General features: G+C 75.1%; 15 protein-coding genes. 11 read left to right on the top strand and 4 right to left on the bottom strand.

What is annotated here, in order from left to right:
- The 7 genes from EAD96_RS06160 to EAD96_RS06130 all read left to right on the top strand — a co-directional run.
- A partial coding sequence (locus tag EAD96_RS06160) for a non-ribosomal peptide synthetase (RefSeq protein WP_121683567.1) occupies positions 1 to 3,068 on the top strand: 3,068 nt, incomplete at its 5' end.
- 29 nt (positions 3,069 to 3,097) lie between these two features.
- Positions 3,098 to 8,548 carry a type I polyketide synthase gene (locus EAD96_RS06155; protein WP_121683566.1) on the top strand — a complete coding sequence of 1,817 codons (5,451 nt, stop codon included), beginning with the start codon at positions 3,098 to 3,100 and terminating at the stop codon, positions 8,546 to 8,548.
- Positions 8,549 to 8,579: 31 nt separating this feature from the next.
- Positions 8,580 to 9,533: a TauD/TfdA family dioxygenase gene (locus tag EAD96_RS06150; protein ID WP_120570203.1), complete on the top strand. Its 954-nt coding sequence runs from the start codon at positions 8,580 to 8,582 to the stop codon at positions 9,531 to 9,533.
- Position 9,534: 1 nt separating this feature from the next.
- Positions 9,535 to 9,723 (top strand): MbtH family NRPS accessory protein, encoded by a 189-nt coding sequence (locus EAD96_RS06145; protein ID WP_120570202.1) that lies wholly within the window; start codon positions 9,535 to 9,537, stop codon positions 9,721 to 9,723.
- Positions 9,720 to 12,845 (top strand): non-ribosomal peptide synthetase, encoded by a 3,126-nt coding sequence (locus tag EAD96_RS06140; protein ID WP_121683565.1) that lies wholly within the window; start codon positions 9,720 to 9,722, stop codon positions 12,843 to 12,845. Before EAD96_RS06145 ends, EAD96_RS06140 begins: the two co-directional genes overlap by 4 nt.
- The gene (locus tag EAD96_RS06135) at positions 12,845 to 18,331 is read left to right on the top strand and encodes a non-ribosomal peptide synthetase/MFS transporter (protein ID WP_121683564.1); all 5,487 of its coding nucleotides are present in this window, start codon (positions 12,845 to 12,847) and stop codon (positions 18,329 to 18,331) included. Before EAD96_RS06140 ends, EAD96_RS06135 begins: the two co-directional genes overlap by 1 nt.
- An 82-nt stretch (positions 18,332 to 18,413) precedes the next feature.
- On the top strand, positions 18,414 to 20,063 hold the full coding sequence (locus EAD96_RS06130; protein WP_121683563.1) for a DUF885 domain-containing protein: 1,650 nt from the start codon (positions 18,414 to 18,416) through the stop codon (positions 20,061 to 20,063).
- Here EAD96_RS06130 and EAD96_RS06125 read toward each other — a convergent pair.
- The 3 genes from EAD96_RS06125 to EAD96_RS06115 form a co-directional block, all read right to left on the bottom strand.
- Positions 20,009 to 21,217 (bottom strand): hypothetical protein, encoded by a 1,209-nt coding sequence (locus EAD96_RS06125; protein ID WP_121683562.1) that lies wholly within the window; start codon positions 21,215 to 21,217, stop codon positions 20,009 to 20,011. The two genes, EAD96_RS06130 and EAD96_RS06125, sit on opposite strands and share 55 nt — an antisense overlap.
- Before the next feature lie 43 nt (positions 21,218 to 21,260).
- A complete protein-coding gene (locus EAD96_RS06120; protein ID WP_121683561.1) occupies positions 21,261 to 21,773 on the bottom strand; it encodes an NUDIX hydrolase in 513 nt (170 codons plus the stop codon).
- Between the two features lie 110 nt (positions 21,774 to 21,883).
- A complete protein-coding gene (locus EAD96_RS06115) occupies positions 21,884 to 22,480 on the bottom strand; it encodes a DUF4291 domain-containing protein (protein WP_120570196.1) in 597 nt (198 codons plus the stop codon).
- A 79-nt stretch (positions 22,481 to 22,559) separates the two neighbouring features.
- On the opposite strand from EAD96_RS06115, the gene EAD96_RS06110 reads away from it, so the two are divergent.
- Positions 22,560 to 23,054 carry a type II toxin-antitoxin system PemK/MazF family toxin gene (locus EAD96_RS06110; RefSeq protein WP_121683560.1) on the top strand — a complete coding sequence of 165 codons (495 nt, stop codon included), beginning with the start codon at positions 22,560 to 22,562 and terminating at the stop codon, positions 23,052 to 23,054.
- Between the two features lie 106 nt (positions 23,055 to 23,160).
- Here EAD96_RS06110 and EAD96_RS06105 read toward each other — a convergent pair whose 3' ends face one another.
- Positions 23,161 to 23,796 (bottom strand): GGDEF domain-containing protein, encoded by a 636-nt coding sequence (locus tag EAD96_RS06105; protein ID WP_120570194.1) that lies wholly within the window; start codon positions 23,794 to 23,796, stop codon positions 23,161 to 23,163.
- A 225-nt stretch (positions 23,797 to 24,021) separates the two neighbouring features.
- Between EAD96_RS06105 and EAD96_RS06100 the strand changes: the two genes are divergently transcribed.
- The 3 genes from EAD96_RS06100 to EAD96_RS06090 form a co-directional block, all read left to right on the top strand.
- Positions 24,022 to 24,279, top strand: coding sequence for a DUF397 domain-containing protein (locus EAD96_RS06100; protein WP_120570193.1), 258 nt, complete (start codon positions 24,022 to 24,024; stop codon positions 24,277 to 24,279).
- A 105-nt stretch (positions 24,280 to 24,384) separates the two neighbouring features.
- On the top strand, positions 24,385 to 25,272 hold the full coding sequence (locus EAD96_RS06095; RefSeq protein WP_121683559.1) for a helix-turn-helix transcriptional regulator: 888 nt from the start codon (positions 24,385 to 24,387) through the stop codon (positions 25,270 to 25,272).
- Between the two features lie 93 nt (positions 25,273 to 25,365).
- Positions 25,366 to 26,489 (top strand): serine/threonine-protein kinase (locus EAD96_RS06090; RefSeq protein ID WP_147457844.1); only part of this gene is annotated, 1,124 nt, incomplete at its 3' end.

The following is a 26,489-nucleotide window of genomic DNA, read 5'->3' as shown; positions in this document are numbered from 1 at the left end:
GAACAGCACGTACGCCGGCCCGCCCCGGCGACCCGGCGTACGTGCTGTTCACCTCCGGCTCCACCGGCCGCCCGAAGGGCGTGCTGACCACCCACCGCAACGCGGTCGAGTTCGTCACCGGCGTGAGCGCGCTGACCGGCGCCGACGCCTCGGTCCGCAGCCTCGGCATCGCCTCGCTCGGCTTCGACGCGGCCACCATGGACCTGTTCGTGCCGCTCACGCTCGGCGGCGCGGTGCAGCTGCTGGGCGCCGACGACCGGGCCGACCCGGTGCGGCTGGCCCGGTTCGTCGCCGAGCACGAGGTGACCTGGGGCTTCATCACCCCGACCGTGCTGTCGCTGCTGGACCCGGCCGGGTTCCCGTCGTGGCGGGTGCTGCTCTGCGGCGGCGAGGCGGTCCCGGCCGAGCTGGTCGCCCGCTGGGCGCCGGGACGGCGGTTCCTCAACGGCTACGGCCCGACCGAGACCACCGTGCTGGCGGTCACCTGCGACCTCACCCCGGCCGACACCGACCCGATGCCGATCGGCCGGCCGTTGCCCAACCACCGGGCGTACGTGGTCGACGCCGACCTGCGCCCGGTGCCGGCGGGGGAGACCGGCGAGCTGCTGATCGGCGGCCCCGGCCTGGCCGACGGCTACCTGAACCGGCCCGGCCTGACCGCCGAGCGGTTCGTGCCCGACCCGTTCGGCGACGTGGCCGGCGAGCGGCTCTACCGCACCGGTGACCTGGTCCGGCAGGGCCCGGACGGCCGGATCGTCTACCTCGGCCGCGCCGACCGGCAGGTGAAGGTGCGCGGCCAGCGCATCGAACTGGGCGAGATCGAGGCCGTGCTGGCCGCCTGCCCCGGCGTCGAGCGGGTCGCGGTGGAGGCGGTGCCCGGCCCGGCCGGCGCCGAGCTGGTCGCGTTCCTCACCCCGGCCGGCGCGCCGGCCGACGACGAGCTGCGGGCGTACGCGGCGACGCGGCTCACCACCGCGATGCTGCCGGCCCGGACGGTGCGGCTGGACGCGCTGCCGGTCAGCGCCACCACCGGCAAGCTGGACCGGCCGGCTCTGCGCGAGCTGGCCGCGACCGCCCCGGCCGGGGTGGCCGACGCCCCCGCCGACGACGACCCGGTGACGGCCGCGGTCCGGCGCGTCTGGACCCGGCTGCTCGGCGCGGCGCCCGCCCCGGACAGCGACTTCCTCGCCGCCGGCGGCAACTCCGTCGCCGCGATGCGGCTGGTCGCCGCGCTGCGCGCCGAGCTGGGCCGGCAGGTCGACACGCGGGTGCTGTTCGCCGACCGCACGTTCGCCGCGCTCGTGGACCGGGTCCGCGCCGCCGACCCCGCCGGCGCCGACGGGCTCACCACCGGCAACCCGCCGACGCTGTCCCCGCCGCAGCGGCGGCTGTGGTTCATGGACCAGCTCGCCCCGTCCAGCGCGCCGTACAACATCGCCGTCGCGCACCGGCTGCGCGGGCCGCTGGACGTCACCGCGCTCGGCGCCGCGCTGCGGGCCGTCGCCGAACGGCACGACGTGCTGCGCTGGCGCATCCCGTGCAACGGCGGCGTGCCGTACGCGGTCCGCGAGGAACCCACCGACGTGGCGGTGCCGGTGGTCGACCTGACCGGCGCCGCCGACCCGGACGCCGAGCTGGCCGGCATGCTCGCGGCCGGCGCCGGGCACGCGTTCGACCTGGCCACCGGCCCGCCCTGGCAGGTGACCGTGTACCGGCTCGCCGCGCAGGAGCACGTGTTCGCGGTGACGGTGCACCACGCGGTCTTCGACGGCTGGTCCGAGGCGCTGCTCTACGACGAGCTGGCGCTCGCGTACGCCCGTGCGCTCGGCCGGTCCGTGCCGGGCCGCCCGCCGCTGCCCGCCACGTACGCCGACTACGCGGTGTGGCGCGCCGACCGGGACCGGCGCCGGGGCGAGACCGACCTGGCCTGGTGGACCGCGCACCTGGCGGGCGCGCCCACGGTGCTGGACCTGCCCCGCGACCGTCCCCGCCCGGCCGTGCAGACGTACGCCGGCGCGGAGGCCGCGGTACGGCTGGACGAGACCGCCGACCGGGCCGTACGCGACCTGGCCACCCGGCGCGGCACCACTGTCGCGGCGGTGCTGCTGGCCGCGTTCGGCGAGCTGCTGCGCCGGGTCACCGGCGGCGACGAGCACGTGCTCGGCGCGATCGTCGCCGACCGGCGGCTGGCCGCGTTCGACGAGGTGATCGGGTTCTTCATCGACACCGTGCCGGTGCGGGTCCGCTCCGGCGGCGCGAGCTTCGCCGAGCAGGTCGACCGGGCCGCCGCCGAGCTGCACGAGGTCACCGCCCACCCGGGCGCGCCTCTGGAACGCGTCGTCGAGGCGCTCGGCGTGGGCCGGGACACCTCCCGCGCCCCGCTGGTGCAGGTGCTGTTCAACGTGCTCAACTTCGTCGCGCCCCGGCTGACGCTCACCGGCCTGGCCGTCGAGCCGGTGCCGGTGCCCAAGCCCGGGTCGCCGTTCGACCTGACCGTCTACGTGGTGGAGCGCGACGGGCGGGCCGGCGTCGAGGTGGTGCACAACCCGGACCTGTTCACCGGCGAGCGGATCAGCGCGCTCCTGGCCGACCTGGCCGCCCTGGTCGGCGCGCTCGCCGCCGACCCGGACGTCCCGGCCGCGGAGGTCGCGCCCGAGCTGCCCCGCCCGGCGGTACGGGTCGCGGCGCTCGGCGCGATGACCGTCGCGACGGCCGAACCGGCCCGCGCGCCGCTGCCCGCCGGCTCGGACGCGCTCACCGCGACCGAGGAGCTGATCGCCGGGATCTGGCGGGACGTGCTCGGCCGCGACCAGGTGGGCGTGAGCGACAACTTCTTCGACATCGGCGGCCACTCGATGGCCCTGGCCGCCGTGCACGCCCGGCTCACCGGGGCCACCGGCCGATCGATCACCATGCTCGACCTGTTCCGCCACCCGACCGTGCGGGCGCTCGCCGCCAGCCTCGACGGGGCCGCCGACCGGCCGGAACTGGCCCGCGCCGCGATGCGCGCCGCCGCCCGGCGGGGCCGCGCCCGCCGTACCCCGCCACCCCGCCGACCTCACCCGTGATGCGATCCCTTGTGAATGAAGGAACCCCCATGCAGAACGACATTCCGGCCGACGACGGCGTCGAGCCCATCGCCATCGTCGGGCTCGCCGCCCGCCTGCCCGGCGCGGCCGACGTCGACGAGTTCTGGCGCAACCTGGTCGACGGCGTGGAGTCGACGACCGAGCTGACCCGCGAGGAGCAGCTCGCCCGCGGCGCCCAGCCGCAGGAGGTCGACGACCCGGGCTGGGTCAACCGTGCCCCGCTGGTGGACGGCTACGACGAGTTCGACGCCGGCCTGTTCGGGATGACCGCCCGCGAGGCCGAGATCACCGACCCGCAGCACCGGCTGTTCCTGGAGACCTGCTACACCGCGTTGCAGGACGCCGGCTACGACCCGGGCCGCTACGACGGCGCGGTGGGCGTGTACGCCGGCACCGGCGGCAACACGTACATGCACCGCAACGTGCTGCGCAACAAGCGGGTCGGCGGGAACCCGCACGGCGCGGTCTCGCTGGCCACCGGCAACTCGCCGAACTACGTGGCCACCAACGTGTCGTACCGGCTGGATCTGCGCGGGCCCAGCATGACCGTGCACACCGCCTGCTCCACCTCCCTGGTGGCGTTCCACCTGGCCTGCGAGGCGCTGCGCAACGGCGAGTGCGACATGGCCCTGGCCGGCGGCGTCAACATCGAGCTGCCGCACGTCGGCTACCTCGGCATGGACGGCTTCACCTCGCCGGACGGGCGGTGCCGGCCGTTCGACGCCGGAGCGAACGGCACGGTGTGGGGCAGCGGCGTGGGCGTGACGCTGCTCAAGCGGCTCTCCGACGCGATCGCCGACGGCGACACCATCCGCGCGGTCGTGCTCGGCAACGCGATCAACAACGACGGCGCCGGGAAGGTCGGCTTCACCGCCCCCAGCATCGACGGGCAGATGGAGGCCGTCGCCCAGGCCGTCGAGCTGGCCGGCGTCGACCCGCGCAGCATCAGCTACGTCGAGGCGCACGGCACCGGTACCGCGCTCGGCGACCCGATCGAGGTCGCCGCGCTGTCCGCCGTCTACACCAAGGACACCGACGAGCGCGGCTGGTGCGGCATCGGCTCGGTGAAGTCGAACATCGGCCACCTCAGCCAGCCCTCCGGCATCGTCAGCGTGATCAAGACGGTGCTGGCGATGGAGCACGGGCTGATCCCGCCGACCATCAACTACGAGACGCCGAACCCGGCCATCGACTTCGCCGACACCCCGTTCTACGTGGCGAACACGCTGACCAAGTGGGACACCGACGGCGGTCCGCGCCGGGCCGGCGTCAGCTCCTTCGGCATCGGCGGCACCAACGCGCACGTGGTGCTGGAGGAGGCCCCGGCCGCGGGCCGGGCCGAGCCCTCCGCCCGCCCGGCGCACCTGCTCCAGGTGTCGGCGAAGACCCCGACCGCGCTGGACACCGCCGTGCGGCGGCTCGCCGACCACCTGGAGAGCGGCAGCGACGTCGCGCTGGCCGACGTGGCGCACACGCTGCGCGTCGGCCGCCAGGTGTACGCCCACCGCGCCGCCGTGGTCGCGGGCGACCCGGCGTCCGCCGCCGCCGCGCTGCGCGAGCGGCGCAAGGGTCACCGGGGGGCCGCCGAGGGGCCGGCCCCCCGGGTGGCGTTCCTGTTCAGCGGCCAGGGCTCGCAGTACGCCGGGATGGGCGGCGAGCTGTACGCGCAGGACAGCGCGTACGCCGCCGCCGTCGACGAGTGCGCCGAGCTGCTCCGCCCCGAACTGGGCCTGGACATCCGCGACCTGATCCTGGACCGCGACCCGGAGGCGGCGGACAAGCTCACGCAGACCCGCTGGACCCAGCCCGCCCTGTTCACAGTCGAGTACGCGCTCGCCGCCGCCTGGCGGGCCGCCGGGGTGACCCCGGCCGCGATGATCGGCCACTCCATCGGCGAGTACGTGGCCGCGACGGTGGCCGGGGTGCTCGACCTCGCCGACGCGCTGCGCGTGGTGGCCGCCCGGGGCCGACTCATGCACTCGCTGCCGGCCGGTTCGATGCTCGCGGTCACGCTGGACGAGTCGGAGGTGGCCGGCCGGCTGCCCGAGGGCCTGTCGGTGGCCACCGTCAACGGTCCCGGCACGTGTGTGGTCGCCGGTGAGACCGCGCTGGTGGAGGAGTTCGCGGCGAGCCTCGGCGGCAAGAACAAGTCGAAGGTGCTGCGCACCTCGCACGCGTTCCACTCGCCGATGATGGACCCGATCCTCGACGAGTTCACCGCGCTGATGGCGACGGTGCCGCTGCGCGCCCCGGCGGTGCCGTTCGTGTCGAACGTGACCGGCACCTGGATCACCGAGGCGCAGGCCACCGACCCGGCGTACTGGGCCGCGCACCTGCGCCGCCCGGTCCGCTTCGGCGCGTGCGTGGCCACGCTGCTCGCCGAGGGCACCTGGGCGCTCGTCGAGTGCGGCCCCGGCCGGCAGCTGGCCAACCTGGCCCGGATGCAGGTCGCCAAGGCCGGCGAGGCGCAGCGGGCGCTGACCCCGCTGGGCAGCCTGCCCGGCCCCGGCGAGCAGACCGGCGACGTGGCCGCGCTGCTCGGCACGGCCGGCGCGCTCTGGTGCGCCGGGGTGCCGGTGAGCCTCCCGGCCGACCCGCACGCGCGGCGGGTGCCGCTGCCCACGTACCCGTTCGAGCGGCGTCGCTACTGGATCGACCCGGACCCGGAGCAGGAGGTCGCCGCGACGCCCGCCGAGACCGGCCCCCGCCCGCTGCCGGAGTGGTTCGCGGTGCCGGCGTGGCGGCAGGCCCCGCCGGTCCGCACGGCCGAGCCGCTGGGCCGCTGCCTGGTGCTGGCCGACGGCCCGCGCGGCGAGGCGCTCGTGGCCGCGTTGCGCGCCGCCGGTGACGACCCGGTCGAGGTACGCGCCGGCGAGGCGTTCACCGCCACCGCGAACGGCTTCCGGCTGCGTCCCGGCGTACGCGCCGACGCCGAGGAACTGGTCGCGGCGCTCGGCACCGACCTGCCCCGGCGGATCGTGCACGCGTTCGCGCTCGACGGCGACCCGGCCGGCACCGACCCGGCGGCCGCCTGGGCGGCGCAGGAGCGCGGCTTCTTCGGCGCGCTGCACCTGGTGCAGGCCCTGGCCGGCGCCGGTGTGACGGCCGACGAGGCGGGCGTACGCCTGGACCTGATCACCGCCGGCATCGGTGACGTACGCGGCGACGACCTGGTCCGCCCGGAGCACGCCACGCTGGCCGGCCTGGCCCGGGTGCTCCCGGCCGAGCTGCCCGGCCTGACCGTGCGGCTGCTCGACACCGACCCGGCCGCGCGCGGGGTGGCCGCCCTGGTGGCCGAGCTGCGCAGCCCGGTCGACGGGGAGCACCCGGAGGTGGCGCTGCGCGGCGACCGCCGCTGGCTGGCCGGCTACGAGCAGGTCACAGTGGCCGCCGAGGACGAGCCGGGTGTGCTGCGCGAGGAGGGCCGCTACCTGATCACCGGCGGTCTCGGCGGCATCGGCGTCACCCTGGCCGAGGACTTCGCCCGCCGGGCCCGCGCCAAGCTGGTGCTGCTGGCCCGTTCCGGGCTGCCCGAGCGCGACGACTGGGACGCCCACCTGGCGGTGCACGGCGGCGCCGACCGGGCCGGACGCGCCATCGCGGCGATCCGCCGGATGGAGGCCGCGGGCGCCGAGGTGCTGGTGCTGGCCGCCGACGTCACCGACGCGGACGACCTGCGCCGGGTCCGCGACGAGGCGGAGCGCCGGTTCGGCGGGCTGGACGGCATCGTGCACGCCGCCGGTCTGCCCGGCGGCGGCATGGCCGAGGTGAAGGAGCACGACGAGGCGCGGCGCGTGCTGGCCCCGAAGCTGGCCGGCACCCTGGCGCTGGCCCGGGTCTTCGGTGACCTGCCGCTGGACTTCGTCGTGCTCTGCTCCTCGATCACCGCGGTGATCGGCGGGTTCGGCCAGGTCGACTACTGCGCCGCGAACAACTTCCTGGACGCGTTCGCGCGTTCCGGCACCGGATTCCGCGCGCCGGTGGTGTCGCAGAACTGGGGCGGGTGGGCCGAGGTCGGCATGGCGGTGGAGACCGCCGCGCCGGCCGCGTTCCGGGCCGCCGGGCGGGACACCGTGACCACCGCGGTCGACCATCCGGTGCTCACCACGATGGTCGCCGGCCCGGACGGCACGGTGCTGCACGGCCTCGTCTCGGCGGACACGCACTGGCTGCTCGACGAGCACCGGATCGGCGGGGTGCCGGTGGTGCCGGGCACCGCCCACCTGGAGTCGGTGCGCGCCGCCGTGGTGGCCGCGCTGCCCGCGCCGGGGCCGGACGCCGCGGTGGAGCTGCGTGACGTGGTGTTCCTGGAGCCGTTCTCGGCGCCGGACGGCACCGTGGCCCAGTACCGGGTCGAGCTGACCCCGGCCGAGGACGGCACCGACTTCACCGTCGCCAGCCTCGCCGCCGGCCAGGCGCGCACCCATGTACGCGGCACCGCCGGGTGGACCACCGACGCGGCCCCGCCGGCCGCCGTCCCAGTGGTGGCCGGGCGGCGGGTCGACGACGACGCCTCGTTCGGCCGGGGACGCACCAGCATGCTCACGTTCGGGCCGCGCTGGGCGGCGCTGGCCGAGCACCACCTCGCCGACGGCGAGGAACTGGCCCGGGTGCAGGCACCCGCCGCCGCGCTCGGTGACCTGCCGTCCTGGGGCATGCACCCGGCGCTGCTGGACGTGGCGACCGCGTTCGGGCGCGGGCAGGGCTCCGGCACCTACCTGCCGCTGTCGTACGGCCGGATCGTGGTGCGCGGCGCGCTCCCGGCGACGTTCCACAGTCACCTGCGGCACCGGCCCGCCGCCACCGACGAGGTGGTCGCCGCCGACCTGTCGCTGCGCGACCCGGACGGCCGGGAACTGGTCGCGATCAGCGACTTCGTGCTGCGCCGGGTCGACCAGGACGCGGTCGCCGGCAACCTCGCCGAGTCCCCGGCGGCGACCGGTGACGCCCCGGCGCCGGTCACCGAGGACATCCGCCCGGTCGACGGCGCGGAGGCGTTCCGCCGCAGCCTGGCCGCCGGTCTCGGCGCCCAGGTGGTGATCGCCACCCGCACCGTCGCCGACATCCGGCGCCGGGCCGCCCGGGTCACCACCGACAGCCTCGCCGAGGAGACCGACGCGCCGGCCGGTACGACGGCCGCCACCGGCGGCGGTTCGGCGGCGCCCGGCACCGAACTGGAGAAGACGATCGCCCAGGTGTGGCGCGACGGCCTCGGCGTCACCGACGTCGGCGTGGACGACGACTTCTTCGCCCTCGGCGGCAACTCGCTGGTCGCCGTGCAGCTCATCGCCGCCATGCGCAAGGCGACCGGCGTACGGCTGCCGATGCGCAGCCTCTTCGAGACCCCCACGGTGGCCGGACTGGCCGCCCGGATCGAGGAGCTGCGCGCCGAGGCGCCCGCCGACGCATCGGCCGCCCCGGCGGCGATCCCGGCCATCCCGCGGCTGCCCCGCGGCTGACATCCCGACGCACACAAGGAGACACCGCACCATGAGCGAGACAACCGCGACGCTGCCGGTGGTCGTCGAGAGCGACGGCCGGGCGCTGACCGATCTGATCACGGCCCGGCGCGCCGAGCTGCGGGACACCCTCGTCGCCAGCGGGGGGCTGCTGTTCCGCGGCTTCGACGTGGGCGGCGTGGACGGCTTCGACCAGGCCGTCCGCGCGCTCGCCGGCGAGCCGCTGACCTACACCGAGCGCTCCTCGCCCCGGCACTCCATCAAGGGCCGGGTCTACACCTCGACCGACTACCCGCCGGACGAGGAGATCTTCCTGCACAACGAGAACTCGTACCAGGCGCGCTGGCCGCTGACGCTGTTCTTCTACTGCGTCACGCCGCCGGACAGCCTGGGCGCCACGCCGCTGGCCGACGTGCGCCGGGTCTACGAGCTGATCGACCCGGCGGTCCGGGAGGAGTTCATCAGCCGCCGGTGGATGCTCGTGCGCAACTTCCACGGCGACTTCGGCACCCGCTGGCAGGAGGTGTTCAACACCGAGAGCCGCGCCGAGGTCGAGGCGTACGCGGCGGACAACGGGATCACCGTGGAGTGGGTCGGCAAGGACGGCCTGCGTACCCGCGCGGTCCGCGACGTGGTGCACCACCGGCCCGGGTCGGACACCCCGCGCTGGTTCAACCACGCCACGTTCTTCCACCTCAGCACCCTGCCGAAGGACTACCAGGAAGGGCTGCTGGCCATGTTCGGCGCCGACGGGCTGCCGTCGAACACCTACTACGGCGACGGCGCCGAGATCCCCGCCGACGTCATGGACCACCTGCGCGCCGCCTACCGGGCGGCCACCGTCCGCTTCGACTACCAGCGCGACGACGTGCTGGTGGTGGACAACATGACCGCCGCGCACGGCCGGGAACCGTTCACCGGTCCCCGCAAGATCGCCGTCGCGATGGCCGAGCCGCACACCCCCGAGAACGCAGGAGCGAACTGACATGGCCGAACCCCGATTCCTGGTCGTCCGCAACGACGAGGAGCAGTACTCGATCTGGTCGGCCGACCGGGACCTGCCCGCCGGCTGGCACGACACCGGCTTCGCCGGCAGCCGCGAGCAGTGCCTGGCCCACGTGGACGAGGTCTGGACCGACATGCGTCCCCGCTCCGTGCGCGAGGCACTCTCATGAGCACGAGCCAGGAGTGGACGTTCCCGGCCTCCTACGCCCAGGAGCGGGTGTGGATGGCCAACCAGCTCGACGCCGGCTCGCCGGTGTTCAACGTGTCCTTCCCGTGGCTGTTCCCGGCCGGCGTGGACGCCGGCACGGCCGGTGACGTGGTCAACCGGGTGATCGCCCGGCACGAGGCGCTGCGTACCCACCTGCGGACCGACGACGGCGCGCTGGTGCAGGTCGTACGCGCCCACGAGCCGGCGCCGCTGCCCGTCACCGACGTCACCCACCTGCCCGCCGGTGAGCAGCGGGCCGAGTTCGAGCGCATCCGCGGCGAGATGGCGCGCCTGCCGATCCCGCTGGACGCGGCGCCGCTGTGGCGGGCCCGGCTGATCCGCATGACCGAAGGGCTCGCGCTGGCGTTCGTGGTGCACCACGCCGTCTTCGACAGCCACTCGGCGGTGCTGTTCCACGCCGAGCTGCTCGCGTTCTGCGAGGCCGCGCGCACCGGCGCCGAGCCCGCCGTGCCCGAGCTGCCCATCCAGTACGCCGACTTCGCGGTCTGGCAGCGCCAGCAGCTCACCGGCGAGGAACTGGACCGTCAGCTCGCGTTCTGGACCGGTCACCTGGCCGGCGCGCCGCCGGTCACCGGCCTGCCGCTGGACCGGCCCCGCCCGACCCAGCTCGGGTTCGCCGGTGACGAGGTGCGCTTCACGCTGCCCGACGGGCTGCTGGACCGCGTCGGCGCGCTGGCCACCGGCGCGCAGGCCACCCCGTACATGGTGCTGCTGGCCGGTTTCGCGGCGCTGCTGTCGCGGATCTCCGGCGACGCCGACGTGGTGGTCGGCGTCTCCACCGCGGGCCGGGACAACCCGGAGTTGACGCCGCTGATCGGCATGTTCGTCAACCCGGTGGCGCTGCGCTGCGACGTCTCCGGCGACCCGACGTTCGCGGCGCTGCTCGGCCGCGTCCGCAACGGCCTGATCGACGCCATGGAGCACGGGCAGACGCCGTTCCAGAAGATCGTCGAGGCGGTCGACCCGCAGCGTGACCCGTCGGTGCAGCCGATCTTCCAGACCGCGCTGAACTGGATCCCGGATTCCGGCCTCGACCCGGTGGAGCTGGGCACCACGAAGGACGACCTGGCCTTCGACATCACCACCGGCGACTGCCGCCTGGTCTACCGCACCGAGCTGTTCGACCGGGCCACGGCCGAGACGGTGGTCAGCCGCTACGTACGGCTGCTCGCCGCCGCCGTCGCCGAGCCGGAGCGTACGGTCGGCGCGCTGCCGCTGCTCACCGACGCTGAGCGGGAACAGGTGCTCGACGCCTGGAACGACACCGCCCACGACGTGCCGGTGACCACTGTGGTCGACGAGGTGCAGCGGCAGGCCGCCGCCACCCCGGACGCGGCGGCGCTGGTCTGCGACGGCGTGACGCTCGGCTACGGCGAGCTGAACACCGCCGCGAACCGGCTGGCCCGGCTGCTCGTGGCGCGCGGCGCCGGCCCGGAGACCAGGGTCGCGCTGGTGCTGCCCCGCTCCTGCGACCTCGTCGTGGCGATGCTCGCGGTGCTGAAGGCGGGCGCCGCGTACGTGCCGGTGGACACCGCGTACCCGGCCGGCCGGATCGCGTACCTCCTGGCCGACGCCGCACCGGCGCTGGTGGTGACCACGCCGGACACCGCCGCCCTGGTGCCCGGCGACGCGCTGGTGCTCGACGGCGAGGTCGGGTCGGACCAGGCCGGCGACGACCTCACCGACGCCGACCGGGTCGCGCCGCTGCGCCCGGAGCACCCGGCGTACGTGCTCTACACCTCCGGCTCCACCGGCCGCCCGAAGGGCGTGGTGGTCGAGCACCGGGCGGTGACCGCGTACCTGGCGTGGGCCCGCGCCACCTACCCGGGGCTATCCGGGGTGGCGCTGCTGCACTCGCCGGTGTCGTTCGACCTCACCGTCACGGGCCTGCTCGGCACGCTGACGGCCGGCGGCACGGTCCGGCTCGCCGCGATCGACGAGCCCGCCGCCCGCGCCGGTGGCCGGCCGGCCTTCCTCAAGGTCACGCCGAGCCACCTGCCGCTGCTCGACGGCGAGCTGTCGCCGACGGCCGACCTGGTGATCGGCGGCGAGGCGCTGACCGGGGAGCAGCTCGCCGCCTGGCGGGCCGCGCACCCCGACGTGGCGGTGATCAACGAGTACGGCCCGACGGAGGCCACTGTGGGTTGCGTCGCGGCCCGGATCGCCCCCGGCGAACCGGTCCCGGCCGGTCCGGTGCCGATCGGCACGCCCACCTGGAACACCCGGGCGCTGCTGCTCGACGCCGCCCTGCGGCCGGTGCCCCCGGGCGTGGTGGGGGAGCTGTACGTCACCGGCACCCAGCTCGCCCGCGGCTACCACGACCGGCCCGGCCTGACCGCGGAGCGGTTCCTGCCCTGCCCGTACGGCCCGCCCGGCGCCCGGATGTACGCCACCGGCGACCTGGCCCGCTGGCGCGCCGACGGCACGCTGGACTACCTGGGCCGCCGCGACGACCAGGTCAAGGTGCGCGGCATGCGCATCGAGCTGGGCGAGGTCGAGGCGGCGCTGCTGGCCCACCCGGACGTGCGCGCCGCCGCCGCGGCGGTACGCACCGACGGCGGCGAGCCGGCGCTCGTCGGCTACCTGGTGGGCCCGGCCCACGAGGACTCGGTCCGCGCCGAACTGGCCCGCGAGCTGCCCGCGCACCTGGTGCCGGCCGCCCTGGTCCGGCTGGACGCGCTGCCGCTGACGCCGAACGGCAAGCTGGACCGTGCCGCGCTGCCCGCCCCGGCGGCGGCCGAGCAGGCCCAGGACAGCTACGTCGCGCCCCGCACCGAGGCCGAGGGCCTGGTCGCCGAGGTGTACGCCGAGATCCTCCAGGTGGAGAAGGTCGGCGCCCTGGACGACTTCTTCGCCCTCGGCGGCAACTCGCTGCGCGGCATGCGGGCGATGGCCCGGATCCGCGCCGAGGTGGACGTCGACCTGCCCATGCGGGCGCTGTTCAGCAGCCCCGTGGTGGCGGACCTGGCCGCCCAGATCGAACAGCGGATCGCCGCCGAACTCGACGGGCTCTCCGACACCGAGGTCGCCGCGCTGCTCGCGGCGGAAGAGGGAACCAACTGATGACCGACCTGAAGGATCCGGCCCGCGAGGCGGCCCGGCAGGCGCTGATCGCCCGACGGCTACGCGCCCGCCAGACCGCTCCCGCGGCGCGGATCACCCCCCGCCCGTCCGGCGCGGAGGTGCCGCTGTCCTACGCCCAGGAGCGGGTCTGGTTCATGGACCAGCTCGCCCCGGGCGAGGCGGCGTACCACATCGCGGTGCCGCTGCGGGTGCGCGGACCACTGGACGTGGACGCGCTGCGTGCCGCCCTGACCGGGCTGGCCGAGCGGCACGAGTCGCAGCGCACCCGCTTCCCGGCCGACGCCGACGGCCGTCCCACAGTGGTCGTCGCGGACACCGCCGACGTGCCGCTCACAGTGGTGGACGCGCCCGACGAGGCCGCCGCGCAGGCGCTCGTGGACGCGGCGGCGGCCGAGCCGTTCGACCTGGCGAACGGTCCGCTGCTGCGGGCCCTGCTGATCCGGCTGACCGCCGAGGACCACGTGCTGTTCCTCGCTCAGCACCACATCGTCGGCGACGGCTGGTCGGTGGACGTGCTGCTGCGCGACCTGATCACGCTCTACCGGGGCGGCGAGCCGCCCGCGCTGCCGATCCAGTACGGCGACTTCGCCGTCTGGGAGGCCCAGGAGCTGGACGGTCCGCAGGCGCGGGCGCACGTCGACTACTGGAAGCAGCGGCTGGCCGGCATCACGCCGCTGGAGCTGCCGCTGGACCGGCCGCGCCCGGCCACCCAGACGTACCGGGGCGACTTCGTCGAGTTCCAGCTCGACCCGGCCGCCACCGAGGCGCTCAACACGCTCACCCGCGACAGCGGCGGCACGCTGTTCATGACGCTGCTCGCCGCGTACCAGGTGCTGCTGGCCCGGCACGCCGGTCAGGACGACTTCGCGATCGGCGCGTCGGTGGCCGGCCGGTCCGCACCGGAGCTGGAGAACCTCGTCGGCATGTTCATCAACATGCTGCCGCTGCGCGCCGACCTGGGCGACGATCCGACGTTCACCGAGCTGCTGGAACGCACCCGCCGTACCGTGCTGGACGGGTTCGAGCACGCCGAGGTGCCGTTCGCCAAGGTGGTCCACGAGCTGGGCCTGCCGCGCGACGTCAGCCGCTCCCCGGTGTTCCAGGCCATGTTCGTGCTGCAGAACTACGAGATGGGCCGGTTCACCGGCGTGTCCCGCACCGACGAGGTCACGTTCTCCTGGACCCCGATGGAGTTGCGGGCCACCCGGTTCGACTTCGAGCTGCACGCGGTGGAGACCGTCGACGGGCTCTGGGGCAAGCTGGTCTTCAACACCGACCTGTTCGACCGGGTGACCGTGGAGCGGATGGCGCAGCGGTGGACCGCGTTGCTGGACGCGGTCGTCGCCGCGCCGGACACCCCGGTGTCCCGGCTGCCGCTGCTGCCCGCCGCCGAGCGGGACCTGCTCGCCGCCTGGAACGACACCACTGCGGACTTCCCGCGCGAGCAGACGCTGCACGGTCCGGTCGAGGAGCGCGCCGCGGCCACCCCGGACGCGGTGGCGGTGACCATCGACGGGCACAGCCGCACGTACGCCGAGCTGAACGCGCAGGCCAACCGCGTCGCGCACCGGCTGCGCGCGGCCGGCGTCGGCCCGGAGACGCTCGTCGGGGTGTGCGCGGAACGCTCGGTGGAACTGGTCGCCGGGCTGCTCGGCGTGCTCAAGGCCGGCGGCGCGTACCTGCCGCTGGACCCGGAGTACCCGGCCGACCGGCTCGCGTTCATGGTCGGCGACGCGGACGCGCCGGTGGTGCTGGTCCAGTCGCACCTGCGCGACGTGCTGCCCGACACCGGCGCCACGGTGCTCGAACTGGACGACGCCGCAGTCTGGGCCGACCAGCCCGGGACCGACCCCGGGCCGACGGCCGGGCCGGAGCACCTGGCGTACGTCATCTACACCTCCGGCTCCACCGGCCGCCCCAAGGGCGTGCCGAACACCCACCGGGGCATCGTCAACCGGCTCGACTGGATGCAGAAGACGTACCGCCTCGGCGCCGACGACGCGGTGCTCCAGAAGACGCCGGCCAGCTTCGACGTGTCGGTGTGGGAGTTCTTCTGGCCGCTGCGCACCGGCGCCCGCCTGGTGCTGGCCAAGCCCGGCGGCCACAAGGACGCCGGCTACCTGCGCGACCTGCTGGTGTCCGAGCGGATCACCACCGCCCACTTCGTCCCGTCGATGCTCACCGTCTTCCTCGCCGAGGACGGTGTGGAGGCGGCCACCGCGCTGCGCCGGGTGATCTGCTCCGGCGAGGAGCTGCCGCTGGCGTCGGCGGCCGACTTCACCGCCCGGCTGCCCTGGTGCGGCCTGCACAACCTGTACGGCCCGACCGAGGCGGCCATCGACGTGACCGCCTGGGCGTGCGAGCCGGACCGCCTGGCGCAGGTGACGAGCGTGCCGATCGGCGCGCCGATCGCCAACCTGCGGCTGCACGTGCTCGACCCGTCCGGCGCGCAGTGCCCGGTCGGGGTGGCCGGTGAGCTGCACATCGGCGGCGTCGGGCTGGCCCGGGGCTACCACCGCCGGCCGGCGCTGACCGCGGAGAAGTTCGTCCCCGACCCGTACTCGGACGAGCCGGGCGCCCGCCTCTACCGCACCGGCGACCTGGCCCGCTGGGTCGTCGGCCCGGACGGCGCCGGGGTGATCGAGTTCCTGGGCCGGATCGACCACCAGGTCAAGCTGCGCGGCCTGCGCATCGAGCTGGGCGAGATCGAGAGCGCGCTGCGCGAGCAGCCGGGCGTCACCGAGGCCACGGTGATCGTCCGCGAGGACAGCCCGGGCGACAAGCGGCTCACCGCGTACCTGGTCGGCGCCGCGGAGCACGCCGCGCTGAAGGCGGCGCTGAAGGACACGCTGCCCGAATACATGGTGCCGGCCGCGTTCGTCACGCTCGACGCGCTGCCGCTGACCCCGAACGGCAAGCTGGACCGCAAGGCGCTGCCCGCGCCGGTGGTCACCCGCGAGGCGTCGGTGGCGCTGGTCGAGCCGCGCGACGACACCGAGCGGGCGCTCGCCGCGATCTGGTCCGAGGTGCTGGGCGTGGACACGCTCGGCATCGACGACGACTTCTTCGACCTGGGCGGGCACTCGATGCTCGCCACCCAGGTGGTCGCCAAGATCCGCAAGGCGGAGCTGGGCGGCCGGGCGGTCGGCGTGATGGACCTGTTCCAGCAGCGCACCATCCGCGACCTCGCCGCGTTCATCTCCGGCGACGCCGCGCAGGAGGGGCCGCGCCGACTGCTCTACGAGCTGACCAAGCCGATCCCGGCGGGCAAGCGGGTGCTGACGTACGTCTGCGTCCCGTACGGCGGCGGCAGCGCCATCGTCTACCAGCCGCTGGCCGACGCGTTGCCGGCCGGGTACGGGCTGTGGTCGCTGGCGATCCCCGGCCACGACGTGGGTCTCAGCGAGGACGCGCTGCCGTTCGACGAGCTGACCAGCCGGGTGGCCGACGAGATCCTGGAGCGGGTCGAGGGGCCGATCGCCCTGTACGGCCACTGCGGCGTGGGCAGCGCCATCCTCGCCGACGTGGCCCGCAAGGTGGAGGCGGCCGGCCGGGAGCTGGAGGCCGTCTACATCGGCGCCATGTTCCCGTTCGCCCGCCCGAAGGGCGTGATCGCGGCGCTGCGCGACCGCCTCGAACGGCTCAGCAGCAACAGGCACTCCGCGAGCTGGCTCAAGTCGATGGGTGTGGACACCGACGAGCTGGACCCGGAGCAGGCCGACCGGATCATCAGCAACATGCGGGCCGACTCCCGCGCCTCGGAGGAGTACTTCACCCGGCTGCTGGACCAGCAGGCGCCGAAGCTGCGGGCGCCGATCATCTCGGTGGTCGGCTCCGAGGACCCGGTGACCGACTACTACCGCGAGCGGTACGCCGAGTGGCAGTTCCTCAGCGACACGCTCGGCCTCGTGGTGCTCGACCAGGCCGGGCACTTCTTCCTGAAGTACCGGGCCGAGGAACTGGCCGAGATCGTCACCCGGGTGCACCCGGCGGTCGTCGCCGGTGACGTCGGCGCGCTGACCGCGGAGGCCCGGGGCGAGGACGCCGGGTGGGTGGTGGCCGACACGCTGCGGGTGGGCGAGGACCGCAAGCCCACCACCACGGTCAAGCCGAGCATGGGCCGGTTCATGGCCATCACGACCGGTCAGCTCATCTCCAGCACCGGCTCCGCGCTGACCGCGTTCGCGCTGCCGATCTGGCTGTTCAACCGTACCGGCTCGGTGGCGAACCTCGGCCTGCTGTGGGCGCTCGCGCTGATCTGCGGCGTGCTCATGCTGCCGGTGGCCGGCGCGCTGGTCGACCGGGTCAGCCGGCGGCGGATCATGATGACGGCGAGCTGCTTCGCCGGTTCCGTCCAGCTCGTGCTGGCCACCCTGTTGTGGACCGACAACCTGGTGCTCTGGCACATCTACATGCTGGTGGCGCTCAGTTCGGTGGCCGGTTCGTTCCAGCGGATCGCGTTCCAGTCGGCGGTGCCGCAGCTCGTGCCCAAGCGCTACCTCGGGCACGCCATGGGCATCACCCAGCTCTCCACCGGTGTGGCCACGCTGCTCATGCCGGCGTTCGCGGCCGGCCTGCTCGCCACCATCGAGCTGAAGGGCATCCTGCTGGTCGACGTGGCCAGCTACGTGTTCGCGGTGCTCACCCTCGCCGTGGTCCGCTTCCCGGACGCGCTGGGCTGGCGGCCCCGGGAACGGCTGCTGGTGGCCATCGCCAACGGCATGCGCTACTCCTGGCGGCACCGCGGGTTCCGGCTGATGCTCGGCTACTTCGCGCTGGGCAACATCTTCCTGGCGCCCGCGCTGGTGCTCATCACGCCGCTGGTGCTGTCGTTCGGCAGCCCGACCCAGGTGGCGCAGGTGGCGCTGGCCGAGGCGGTCGGCGCGGTGCTCGGCGGCGTCCTCATGTCGCTGTGGGGCGGTCCGCGCAAGCGCCGCATGATCGGCGTCCTGGTCGGCAACCTGGGCACCGCGATCGGTTGCGTGCTGATCGGCCTGGACGCGTCGGTGGCGATGATCTGCGTCGGCTTCTGCTGGCTGGCCATGTCGATGACCACCGCGCAGTCGATCTACGCGACGATCGTCCAGGTGAAGGTGCCGCAGCGCTTCCACGGCCGGGTGTTCAGCCTCAACCAGACCATCTCCTGGTCGACGCTGCCGATCGGGTTCGCGCTGCTCGCGCCGGGCGCCACCGCGCTGTTCGAGCCGATGCTCGCCCCGGGCGGGGCGCTGGCCGGTTCGGTGGGCGCGGTGATCGGCACCGGGCCGGGCCGGGGCATCGGCTTCGCGTACATCTGCTTCGGCGTGGCGCTGATCCTGATCACGCTCGGCGGTTTCGCGATCCGGCTGCTGCGCCGGTTCGACATCGAGGTGGAGGACTCCCTGCCGGACGACCTGATCGGCGCCCAGGAGCGGGAGAAGCGCCTGGCCGCCAAGGCCGAGAAGAAGGAACTCGTCTCGGTCTGACCGTGTCGATCACGGAGTTCGCGTCGGTTCCGGGCACCCGGCCGACGCGAACTCCGTGATCACCGGGGCTAGCATCGGTGCGATGAGCGAGGACGTCACCGACGCGCTGCTGCGGGAGATGGGGCGCCTCGACCCGTGTGCGGCCGTGGTCGAGGCCGGTGAGCAGGACGTCGACGGCCTCACCGACTACAGCCCGGACGGTCACCAGGCCCGCGCCGACCTCGCCGCGCACACCCTGCGCCGGATCGAGGCGCTGCCCGCGACCCCGCTGCACGCCCACCTCGCGGAGCGGCTGCGCGCCCGGATCGCCTTCCACGACGCCGGGGAGGACCTGCGGGAACTGCACGCCGCGGCCACCGGCCCGCTCCAGCTCATCCGACAGTGCGTCGAGTCGGCGGTGCCGGGCCGCGACGCCGAGGGCGCGGCCTCCGAGGACGGCTGGGCCCGCGTCGGCGCGCGCCAGGCCGCGATCCCGGCGGCACTCGACGGGTACGCCCGCAGCCTCCTGCTCGCCGCCGCCGGCGGTCACCTGCCGGCCCGGCGCCAGGTGGAGCTGGTGACGCAGCGCTGCCGCGCCTGGATCGACGACGACACGACCCTGGTGGACCGGTACGGCGACGGCCCGCAGCAGCGGTCGTTGCAGGCGGCGGCGCGCGATGCCCAGGCGGCCTACCGCAGGTTCGCCGCGACGCTCACCGCGGACCTCGCGCCGCTGGCGCACGACGACGAGGCGTTCGGCCCGGCGCGGTACGCGCTCTGGGTGCGGGCCTTCCTCGGCGCGGAACCGGACCTGCGCGAGCTGTACGAGTGGGGCTGGGACGAGTTCACCACGATCGAGGCGGAACTCGTCGCCGAGGCGAGGGCCCTGGGCGGCACCGTGCCCGAGGTGCGGGACCGGCTCGACCGCCCCGGCGCGCCGGGCGTCGTGCACGGCCGGGACGCGTTCGGCGCCTGGCTCCAGGAGTTGCTGGAGGCCACCACCGAGCGGCTGCACGGCACCCACTTCGACATCCCCGCGCCGCTGCGGCGCATCGAGTCACGCATCACCGGGTCGGGCGGCACCGCCTACATCGGTCCGTCGCGGGACCTGACGCGGCCGGGCCGGGTCTCGTGGCTGCTGCCCGAGGGCCGGGAGCACTTCCCCACCTGGTGGGCGTACAGCACCGCGTACCACGAGGGCGTCCCCGGCCACCACCTGCACCTCGGCTCCGAGGCGTGCCGGGGCGGACCCGGGCAGCGGCTGAACCTGCTCGGCGGGCTCTCCGGCGCCCAGGAGGGCTGGGCCCTGTACGCCGAGCGGTTCATGGACGAGCTCGGGCTCTACGAGCAGCCGGGCGCCCGGCTGGGACACCTGTTCATGCAACTGCTGCGGGCGGCCCGGGTGGTGCTCGACATCGGCCTGCACCTACGGCTGCCGATGCCCTCCGGCGGCGGCGCGCCGTGGACGCCGGACGCCGCGCTGGACCTGCTGCGCGACCGCTGCCACCAGGGCCCGTACGCGCCTCTGGAGCTGGCCCGCTACCTGGGCCGGCCCGGGCAGGCGCTCACCTACAAGGTGGGGGAGCGGGTGTGGCGCGACGGCCGCGCGGCGTTCCCCGGCGACCGGCGGGCGTTCCACAACCGGGCGCTGGAACTCGGCTCGCTGGGGCTGGACCAGCTCAGGAGCGCGCTCGCCGCCTATCCGGCCTCGTCGGCGGGCAGCTCCTCCGGGTCGGCCACCCAGGCGGAGTAGACCGGCAGCGCGTGCCACGGGCCGCCGTCCGGGTCGGTGGTCACCGCGACCACCGCGTACGGGTGACCGAACCGCAGCTCCGCGACGCGGGCGACCCCCTCCGGCGGCAGCGCTGTCGCCCGGCCGAACGCGGTCACCGCGGCCGCCTCGAAGCCGTAGCGGCCGAACCGCGCCACCGCCGACTGCGCGGCGTCGAACTCCGGCCCGGTCAGGCCCAGCAGCTCGCCGAGCGCCCGCGCCGCCGCGTCGAAGCCGAACCCGGGCGCGGTGAGGTCGTGCCGGCTCTGCGCCGACCAGCACGGCAGCACCGCCGTGGCGCGTTCCTCCCGGCCGTCGGCCGCGTACGTCCGGGTCGGCTCCTCCCGCAGCGCCCACAGTGGCGTCTCGCCCAGCGGCAGGTCGAACAGCGACCGGTGACCCGGTACGGCGTCCGGGGCGAACGCGGCGGCGCTCGCCAGTTCCTGCGCGGCGGCCAGCACGTCGGCGGCCGGCACCTCGGGCGCGGCGGCCACCGACACCACCAGCATCCCGGGGCCGCCGTCGCCGGCCGGGACCGCGTGCACCGCCACGTCGCCGGCCCGGCCGGTGGCCGCCACCCAGCAGCGGTGCCCGGACGGCGGCGTGCGCAGCACCCACCGCAGGCGGCCCGACCAGGCGCTGCCGGCGCCCAGCTCCGCGCCCGGGGCCGTGTCGAACGGGTCGGCCCACGACACCCGGGTCGCGAGCGCGTTGGCCAGGACCAGCAGCGTGTCCGGGGTGACGTCGACCGGGAAGCGGTCGATCAGCCCGCCGGTACGCTCCCGCGCCCAGGCGTCGAGCGCCGCCTGGTCCGGCAGCGCACCGCGCTCGGTGTCCTCCGGCAGGGCGGCCCGCCAGGCGGCCAGCTCCGCCGCGGGCGTGCGCTCCCACAGCGCGGTGGCGGCGGCGACCATCGGGTGCGGCGCGGCGAGCAGCGCCCGGGCCTCGGCCGCGGCGTCGTCCGGGTCGGCGCCGAGCGCCTCGGCCAGCGCCGCGCGGGCGTCGCCGGTGGCGGTCGGGCCGGTCAGCGCCAGCAGCAGCCAGGCGCCCAGCGGGGAGGCGACGTGGTGGGTGTCGCCGGCGGCGCGGTGCAGCCGCTCGGCGTAACGGGCCAGGGGTGCGCGCAGAGGGGTCACGGCTCCACTCTGCCCGGTGGCGCGCCCGGCGGCACGCCGCCGGTCAGGACCACAGCTCGAACGGCTCGTCGATCTCCTCGCCGGCCAGGAACGCGGGCAACAGTTCGGGCAGCCGCCCGGGATAGCAGCGCGGCCGCTCGGCGAGCACCTCGGCCAGCGGCCACCAGCGGAACCCGAAGTAGTCCTCCACCTCGTAGTCCAGCCGCAGCGCCTCGTCCACGTCCGGTCCGGGGCCGGGCAGCCGTACCGCCACGATCACCTCGTCCTGGAGGTGGCGGCGCTGCCGGTGCCGGAAGCTGGCCCGCCGCCGCCACGTCGGCGCGCCGACCTCGTCCGGGCCGATGGCGATGCCTGTTTCCTCGCGCAGTTCGCGGACGGCCGCCTCCCGGTACGTCTCGCCCGGGTCCAGCCCGCCGCCGGGCAGCTCCCACCACACGCCGAGGTCCGGGTGATCCGGGTCGCGGGTGTGGAACAGCAGCAGGCGGTCGGCGGCGTCGAGCACCACCAGCCGCACCGCGCTGCGCTCGAACAGCGGCAGATCGTCGGGTAGCTGCACGCCCCCAGCGTAAGGAAGGGCCCCCTCTTAACGTCTGCGGTAGTACAAGGGCCCCTTATTAACAGCGCGCCCCGCCGCGCCCGCCCAGCCCGGGCGGTGCCGGGGGTCGCTCAGCCCGCGTCGACGATCCGGGCCACCTCGGCCGGCAGCGGGTACGGGCGCTCCACCGGCAGCAGCGCCGACGCCCCGGCCTCGTCGCCGTCGGTGAGGCGACCGTGCACCGACCGGGCCAGCCCGGTGACGTCGGTGAGCCCGAGGACCCACTCGTCGACGTATCGGCGTACCGCGTCGCCGGTCAGCCCGACCTGCAACGAGCGGTACGACAGGGGCGCCAGCCGCAGCGAGCGTTCCGGATCCCACTGGACCCGCACCGGGCTGACCCGCAGGTGGTGCCGCCACGCCTCACGGTCCGGGTGCAGGCGCGGGTCGTAGCTGCTGAGGCAGGCGTGCCGCAGGGCCCACTCGAAGCCGGCCCGGCTGATGTCGACCGCCAGCACCCGTTCCTGGCCCGGCTTGAGGGCCCAGCCGCAGCGATACATCATCCAGCGGAACGACGGCTTGATCCAGGTCATCCGCTCCCGCTTGAACGGCGGCACGAACCGGCCCGCGCGCAGTGCCGGGTCGGCGATCTCCGGCGGGTACGCCTGGTAGACGGTGACCGACGTGTCGGTGAACGCGGCGCGGATCTGGTGGCGGGGCACTGTCACCGGGGCATGATGGCACCGCGTAGCCGGACCGGCGACCCGATTCCATCGACCGTGCACTCCGGCCGATAGGCTGCCCGCCGTGGCAGGTCTGTTGAAGAACGTGGCGTCGAAGCTCGGCCGGATCACCCGGGTCGTGCCCGCCCCGGCCCGCACCGGCGGGCCGATCCCGGCCCAGGTCGCGCGCCGCCGCCAGGTGAGCGCGTTGCAGCGCCGCGAGCTGTCGTACGCCCCGGAGCCGGACGGCCACGCCGACCCGGGCGAGATCGTCTGGACCTGGGTGCCGTACGAGGACGACCCGCGTCAGGGCAAGGACCGTCCGGTGCTGGTGGTGGGCCGGCACAGCCGGACGCTGTTCGGGCTGATGCTATCCAGCCAGAGCGACCGGGACGGTCAGCGGCACTGGCTGGCGCTCGGCCCGGGGGAGTGGGACCGGGACAACCGGCCGAGCTGGGTACGCCTGGACCGGGTGCTCACCATGCGCGAGGACAGCATCCGCCGCGAGGGTGCGGTGCTGGACCGGCCGCGGTTCGACCGGGTCGGGCAGGCGTTGCGCGCCCGCTACGGCTGGCGCTGACCGGCCGGACCGAGCCCGGCAGGCACCGCGACGAGCCGCCGGACCGGGCTGAGCGCCCCGCGACGAGCCGGGCTCAGCGCCGCGCGACGAGCCGGGCGGTGCCGGCTCAGCACTCCGCGACGAGCTGGCGGGCCGGGCGGGCGGGGCCGAGCGTCTTCGCCTCGTACATGGCCGCGTCGGCGCGGCAGAGCGCGTCGGCGAGCTGGGTGGGGCAGTGCACCGGTGCGAGCCCGACCGAGGCGGTGACCTGGATGCTGCGCGTGCCCAGCGGGATCGGCGCGGCGAGCGCCTCGCAGAGCCGCCGGGTGGCGTGCTCGATCCACCGGCGATCGGCCGTGGGGCTGGCCAGCAGGCCGGCGAACTCGTCGCCGCCGAGCCGGGCGACCAGGTTGGGGCCGGCGAACGCGGCGAGCCGCTGCGCCACGCTGACCAGCACCTGGTCCCCGGCGGCGTGCCCGTAGCGGTCGTTGACCTGCTTGAAGTTGTCCAGGTCGAGCACGACCGCGACGAGTGGCTGACCGGCCGGGTCGGTGAGCAGTGCGGCGGCGAGCCGGAAGAACGCCCGGCGGTTGGGCAGCCCGGTGAGCGGGTCGTGGCTGGCGGCGTGCCGCTCGGCGGCCAGCTCGGCCTGCAGCAGCTCGATCTCGGCTTCGGCGCGCAGCGCGCGGCGGCGTAACTGCCAGGCGGAGACGATCGCGCCCGCTGCGGAGATGCCGGAGGCGATGGTCATCGGATCCGCCAACGCGTCCTCCTCACCGCAGTCCCGAAGCCGCGCGGAGCGGCGTCCCCGGGGCCGGGCTCGGGTCACCGTGCGTGAACGAACCGGCACACCGTATTTCCGCTATCATGCTCTCTGTCCATTGCAGATGCAATAGCAGATGCACGTGCATCTCACTCCTCAGTCGACAGACGTCGCCACCCACCGCTCCTCCCCGCGGCCTCGGCTGGCTCATCCCGAAGGACGCCCATGCAGCAACCCCCGAACGGCGTGCCCGCGACCGAGTTGCCGCCGATGCGCTGGCTGAAGAGCCGCCGCAGCAACCCCAGCGGCAACTGCGTCGAACTGGCCGAGTTGCCCGGCGGTGGCGGCATCGCGGTCCGCAACTCCCGGCACCCCGAGGGCCCGGCGCTGATCTACACAGTGGACGAGATCGCCGCGTTCGTGCTCGGCGCCCGGGACGGCGACTTCGACCACCTGATCCCGCCGTCCCGTACACGGGACTGACTCCGTCCGTCCGGAGGAGTTCACCTCACTGTCGGTTCATGGCATGCTTACTCGTCGGTCCGGGAGGGTGCCCGGCCGGGGCGGTCGGGATGCGAGGGCGGTCAGGTGGCGACGGTGCCCGTCGAGGGTGGTCCGACAAGCGGTCCGACAGTGCTGCGCATGCTGCTCGGCGGGCAGCTGCGCCGGCTGCGGGAGAGCGCCGGGGTCAGCAGGGAGACCGCCGGCTGGGAGATCCGCTCGTCGGAGTCGAAGATCAGCCGGATGGAGCTGGGCCGGGTCGGCTTCAAGGAGCGCGACGTGGCCGATCTGCTCACGCTCTACGGCGTCACCGCGCCCGAGGACCGCGACGCGCTGCTCAAGCTGGCCCGCGACGCGAACAGCCCGGGCTGGTGGCACCGCTACGGTGACGTGCTGCCCGCCTGGTTCCAGTCGTACCTGGGCCTGGAGGCGGCCGCCGCGCTGATCCGCACGTACGAGGTGCAGTTCGTGCCCGGCCTGTTGCAGACCGCCGCGTACGCCCGGGAGGTCATCCTCCTCGGCCACCGCGGCGCGTCGGCGGCGGAGCTGGACCGGCGGGTGGAGCTGCGGATGCAGCGCAAGGAGCTGCTGCAGCGCGCGAACCCGCCGCAGCTGTGGGCGGTGCTCGACGAGGCGGTGCTGCGCCGCCCGATCGGCGGCGCCACGGTGATGCGGGAGCAGATGGACGCGCTGATCGAGGCGACGTCCGGCCCGCACGTCCGGTTGCAGATCGTCCCGTTCGCCGCCGGCGGGCACGCCGCGGCCAGCGGCGCGTTCAGCATCCTGCGCTTCGGCGACGCCGACCTGCCCGACATCGTCTACATCGAGCAGCTCACCAGCGCGATCTACCTGGACAAACGCGACGACCTCGACTTCTACGCCGAGGCGATGGAACGGCTGTGCGTCGAGGCCGCGCCGCCGGAGCGGACCCCGGAGCTGCTGGCCCGCATGCGCGACGAGCTGTACCCGGCCTGACCGGGGCGGCGGCGGGCGCAAGAACGCCGGAACGGGACGAAACGGGGGCGCGGGTTGGTGCGGCCGGTGCCGCGCATGGCAGCCTGGTGAATTATGTCGCCGTTCACGCCCGCCCTGCGCCTGCACGACCGGTACGTCCTGCGCGAACGCATCGGCCTCGGCGGGATGTCCGAGGTGTGGCGCGCCGACGACGAGGTGCTGCACCGGCCCGTCGCGGTCAAGGCCCTGGCCGGGCAGCTCGCCGCCGACCCGCAACTGCGGGCGGTCATCCAGCGCGAGGCCCGCGCGGCGGCACGGCTCACCCACCCGCACGTGACCCAGGTGTACGACTACGGCGAGGCGACGCTGGACAGCGGCGTCGTGGTCCCGTACCTGGTGATGGAGCTGGTGGAGGGGCAGACGCTCGCCGACCGGCTGGTCGGCGGGCCGCTGGCCTGGCCGGACGCGGTCCGCACGGCCGGGCAGGTCGCCGGGGCGCTGGCCGCGGCGCACCGGATCGGCGTGGTGCACCGCGACGTCAAGCCGGCCAACGTGATGCTCACCGAGACCGGCGCGAAGGTGCTCGACTTCGGCATCGCCGCGCCCGCCGGCCCGCACCCGGTCACCGGGCAGACCGGCGCGCTGCTGATGGGCACCCCCGCCTACTTCGCCCCGGAACGCCTCGACCCCGGCCCGGCGAACCCGGCCGGCGACGTGTACGCGCTCGGCGTCCTGCTGTACCGCAGCCTCACCGGGCGGGCGCCGCTGCCGGTGCGCAGCTGGGACGACGTGCTGGACGTGCGGCGCAACCGTCCGGCGGTGCCGCCGCTGCGGGTGCCCGGCCTGCCGCCGGAGGTCGGCGACCTGGTCCTGGCCTGCCTCGCCGTGGACCCGCAGCGGCGGCCCACAGCGGCCCGGCTCGCCGAGCGGCTCGGCGCGGGCCGTCCGGTGGACCCGCCGACCGCGATCCTGCCCACAGTGGCGCCGGAGGCGCACCCGCCCACCCTGATCGAGCGGTCCCCGGCTGCCGCGTCCCGCCCGGTCCCGCCGGCACGTCCCGTCGCGCCGCCGCGCCCGGCGGTCTCGTCGAACCGGCTGCTCGGGCTGCTCGTCGCCGGCGCCGTGGTGCTGCTGCTCGCCGTGGTCGGCTCGCTGGTGTGGGGCGACGGCTCCGGCACCCCGCCGGCCGCCGCGCCCACCGCCGGCCCGTCGACCGGCGCCGCCGAACCGCCCGCCCC

The organism is Micromonospora sp. BL1 (assembly GCF_003667485.1).
GTDB classification, from domain to species: Bacteria; Actinomycetota; Actinomycetes; order Mycobacteriales; family Micromonosporaceae; genus Micromonospora; species Micromonospora tulbaghiae.
Note: the sequence above shows the minus strand (reverse complement) of the source record. Positions and strands in the feature narration are given on the sequence as shown.

Coding starts and splice junctions, on each gene's coding strand:
- EAD96_RS06130 (WP_121683563.1), top strand. CDS start 18,414: ATGAGCGAGGACGTCACCGACGCGCTGCTGCGGGAGATGGGGCGCCTC.
- EAD96_RS06100 (WP_120570193.1), top strand. CDS start 24,022: ATGCAGCAACCCCCGAACGGCGTGCCCGCGACCGAGTTGCCGCCGATG.
- EAD96_RS06150 (WP_120570203.1), top strand. CDS start 8,580: ATGAGCGAGACAACCGCGACGCTGCCGGTGGTCGTCGAGAGCGACGGC.
- EAD96_RS06155 (WP_121683566.1), top strand. CDS start 3,098: ATGCAGAACGACATTCCGGCCGACGACGGCGTCGAGCCCATCGCCATC.
- EAD96_RS06140 (WP_121683565.1), top strand. CDS start 9,720: ATGAGCACGAGCCAGGAGTGGACGTTCCCGGCCTCCTACGCCCAGGAG.
- EAD96_RS06145 (WP_120570202.1), top strand. CDS start 9,535: ATGGCCGAACCCCGATTCCTGGTCGTCCGCAACGACGAGGAGCAGTAC.
- EAD96_RS06135 (WP_121683564.1), top strand. CDS start 12,845: ATGACCGACCTGAAGGATCCGGCCCGCGAGGCGGCCCGGCAGGCGCTG.